The following is a 3,894-nucleotide window of genomic DNA, read 5'->3' as shown; positions in this document are numbered from 1 at the left end:
ATGTACAACTTACAGAAAATAGACCCTTCAAATTGGCAAGATAGCCCTGTCTTAGCTGACTACATCGAGAACCTGCCGCATCATCCATACTGCACAGATGACAAAGGATTTTGTCATATACGCAGCAAATCACACGCTATAAAACACGCTTATATACAACCGAATCAGGTCGCTAGAGTGTCTTATATCATCATTGATATAGACCATGCAGATGGTATTCACCAGTGCTTGATTGATGCTGATTTACCACCACCGCACCTTATCATACAGAACCCTAAAAACGCTCATGTTCACCTCGTTTATAGACTCGTTAGCCCTGTATTTACATGGGGTAAGGCTAAAAGCGCACCTATTCGTTACCTAGCACGTATTGAACGTGGTCTAGTGCGAGCATTAGGCGCTGACGCAGGGTATGGCGGTAACTTGATGAAGAACCCTATACATCGCTCCTGGACTACTTACACTACAACAGCACCGAAAGAAGGCTATACGCTTGAATACTTAGCGCAATTCGTAGAGCTTGATGACATGCCCGATGCCGCTAATGATAGCGGATTTGGGCGTAACTGCTCACTGTTTGATAGTGTGAGACATCACGGCTACAAAGCAGCACCAGCAACGTACAGAGCGCTTGTAGAGCATTTAGAACCCATTGCTACAGAGCTGAATAATCGTTTTGATAAACCGCTATTTCAAAACGAAGTCATGCACATAGTACGCAGCATTGCACGATACTGTAGTAAAACAGACTTCACAGCAAGCCGTAAGGCGTTCTCAGAGCTTCAGAGCGCACGTTCAATGAAAAGATGGGGCGATAGTACAGAACAGCAAAAACAAGCGCTAGAATTGTACATACAGGGCATGAAAAAGACTGAAATATCTAAGCAATTAGGCGTCAACGTCTCAACCCTTACACGGTGGGGCTTACGGAAGAAATCAAATTAAAAACAGTGCATCCCATAATCAGCTATTAGCCCTTGGGTGATTTTGGCTCTATCGTTAAGCTCAACTAACAAATCTAATCAGCTCAAAACGCTTTCCCCAGTCTCAATATTCTAATCTATGAATCTTAAGACTCATGTTTAATTCAACGTGCACAGTCTGCTAAACATAATTAGCGATGCTCTCATTGAACTTATATCTCTAAACAGCTTCTATGATACCTCTGTATGCTCTGTAAATGCCCTTCTAAGCTGTCTTATCGTGTTGTCTGCTACCCTACTAGCTCACTACTTAGAACAACGCTGTTAGAGCGCATTACAGTGCGTCCTTTATTTTTCGCTGATTTTTCATGCTTTATTAAAATTGACCCCTTGATTTTAAAGGGTTACAGCGATTTTAAGCCTTTTTTTTGCCTTTTTTAAGCTATTTTGAGTATATATATACTCAATAAATGCTTAAAGAGTATAAATATACTCAGTATGTATGAGTATAAATGTGCTCAAATATCATAAATGAGTACAAATATACTCAATATGTAAATGAGTACAATAATACTCAAAAATAAATATTGAGTATAAAAATACTCTGTGCTATGCTTATGAGTATAAAAAGACTCAATTACCTATAACCCTTAACAATAAAGGCTTAGAGCTATGAAATCTAACTATGAACGCAGTATAAAAGTAACAATGAATGAGACTATAGACGGTGAAATAAGGCGTAGTAGCACAACACTAAGCTATGATATATGTGACTACTATTTTGGTACTATCCTGCATCTTGAGGACGCTAACAAAGCTAAGAATGACAAGCGATACAAAGACCCACAGGCACGTTATAGAGGGTGGTTAGAAGATAAGGTTAGGGCATGGGCTAAACAACAAAACAAAGCACAGAGCAGCTATTTAGAGCGTCTATTACTCAAAGAGATATATAATAGTGGATATCAGACAGGCTTGGACAAAAACAAAGATAATCATGGCCTAGACCTATAATCTAATAAGCGTACATAAAAGACTAATAAGCGCACGCAAAAGACTAATAAGCGTACATAAAAAACTAATAAGCGTACATAAAAAACTAATAAGCGTACATATTCTTATGCTTTGCTTACTACTAATAGCTATGAGTAAAGCCAATCCTTGCGCCTAAAACCTTTTAGTGCTAATTTTAAGCCAGTACACACCAAGGGGACTATTTCACTATCGTTCATATTCCCTTTGGTGACTGGTAAGGGGAGACCCCTTAACCCCCTAAAAACCTTTTCCCATCGACACTGGAGCGAAAATCGTGCCACAGATTAAAGGCGACAAAAGAGAAAAAGAGATAAAAATTAGGGTCAATAAAGACGAGTTCAAACAGCTAAACGATAGAAAAACAACGAAGTCGTTAGCGTCTTGGATGCGGAATTTATGCTTAGGTGCGACTCCAATTATTAGAGCTGACCCTGAGCTTGTTAGAGAATTAGGTAGGATAGGCTCAAATCTTAATCAAATCACTAAGCACGCGAACACTCAGAAAGAGTTAGATAGTCATATATTACAAGGCGTGGAGCGTATCGAGATAATGATTAGAGAGCTAATCGAGGACAATAAAAATGCTAGTAAAAATCAATAGTAGGGGTAGCGGTGGCGGTGCTGCACCAGTCAACTACTTGTTAGGTGAGAACCTAGATAGAGCAGGGGCTAGAGTGCTATCAGGCAATCCGTATCTAACCAAAGAGCTAATAGATGCCACTGACTATGCGCGTCGTTATACATCGGGCACGTTATCCTTTGAAGAAGCCCCAGACTGCTTGACTGAACAGCAAAAAATGGCAGTCATTGAGAAGTTTGAAAGTACGCTATTTTCAGGGCTTGAAAGCGACCAATTCAATATCTTGTGGGTAGAGCATACGGATAAAGATAGACTAGAGCTAAACTTCCTTATACCTAATCAAGAGCTTAGGAGTGGTAAGCGTTTGCAGCCATATTACCATGTAGCTGATAAGCGCAGAGTCAACGCTTTTCAAGACATTATCAATCATGACTATAAATTAACAGACCCCCACGACCCCACTAAAAAGCGTTTGCACAACCCATATAACGGTAGAGATTGGAACGTCACGCCTAAGCCAAGCCCCTTTAATCCAAAGCCCTTAGCAAAGATAGATAACAAGAACGAATTGCGCGATGAGATAGGAAAGCGACTAGCAGAAGTCATAGCTGATGATGCTAATTATGCAAGAGAGCACAGACGCATAAATACAAGACACAGCGTAGTGAAATGGCTTGAAGAAGAAGGCTTAACAGTCACTAGAGCAGCTAAGAGAACTCAAACGATTAGTATCACATCCGAGTCAATCACAGGCAACGTAAGGCTTAAGGGTGCTATGTACGAGCATAACTTCTACATTGACAACTATAGAGAGCGCTTAGAAAAAAACAGGTTTTTAGACGTATCAGCTGATAATGACAGATATACGAAAGCAGTAGCAGAGCTAGAAGAAGGCATACGCATCAAACAAGAGTATCACGCTGACAGATTTACTACTCCTGCGCCTTCGCCAGTAGCAGAGCCACAGCAAGCGCAAGTCGTTGATAATGAAGTCAAACAGACAGCTACAGCAACTCGTGTATTTAGACTTTAATATACTCTCCGTATAGCTGTAGGCTAGTAATTACAATGCTTACAGCGAATATTTATTTGACGCTACAATGAGTAAAGCGTAAACTCAAATGCTAGAAACGACTAGACCCCGAGCTTGCAGGCTCAGGGTCTAGGTAAAACTAATCAATGCGTGGCAGCAAAGATATAAAAACTACTTGTGGTGAGTCGTATTATATCTAAGCTATCGCGCTAATACAAGCGTGAACGTATGTACAACTTACAGAAAATAGACCCTTCAAATTGGCAAGATAGCCCTGTCTTAGCTGACTACATCGAGAACCTGCCGCATCATCCATACTGCAC

The 3,894-nt window shown here is 40.4% G+C and carries 4 protein-coding genes; all 4 read left to right on the top strand.

What is annotated here, in order from left to right; translation table 11 throughout:
- Positions 1-945, top strand: a 945-nt coding sequence (locus ABT084_RS37700; RefSeq protein WP_351054317.1) for a replication initiation protein, incomplete at its 5' end; no start/stop codon positions are given.
- Positions 946-1,595: 650 nt separating this feature from the next.
- On the top strand, positions 1,596-1,937 hold the full coding sequence (locus ABT084_RS37695; RefSeq protein WP_351054314.1) for a hypothetical protein: 342 nt from the start codon (positions 1,596-1,598) through the stop codon (positions 1,935-1,937).
- A gap of 295 nt (positions 1,938-2,232) precedes the next feature.
- Positions 2,233-2,559 (top strand): plasmid mobilization protein, encoded by a 327-nt coding sequence (locus ABT084_RS37690; RefSeq protein ID WP_351054311.1) that lies wholly within the window; start codon positions 2,233-2,235, stop codon positions 2,557-2,559.
- Positions 2,540-3,571, top strand: coding sequence for a relaxase family protein (locus ABT084_RS37685; protein WP_351054308.1), 1,032 nt, complete (start codon positions 2,540-2,542; stop codon positions 3,569-3,571). The genes ABT084_RS37690 and ABT084_RS37685 overlap by 20 nt, the downstream gene beginning before the upstream one ends.
- Positions 3,572-3,894 lie beyond the last annotated feature (323 nt).

Origin of the sequence: Streptomyces sp. NPDC002138 (genome assembly GCF_040296485.1) — a bacterium.
GTDB lineage: Bacteria > Actinomycetota > Actinomycetes > Streptomycetales > Streptomycetaceae > Streptomyces.
This window is presented reverse-complemented; position numbering and strand designations above follow the sequence as displayed.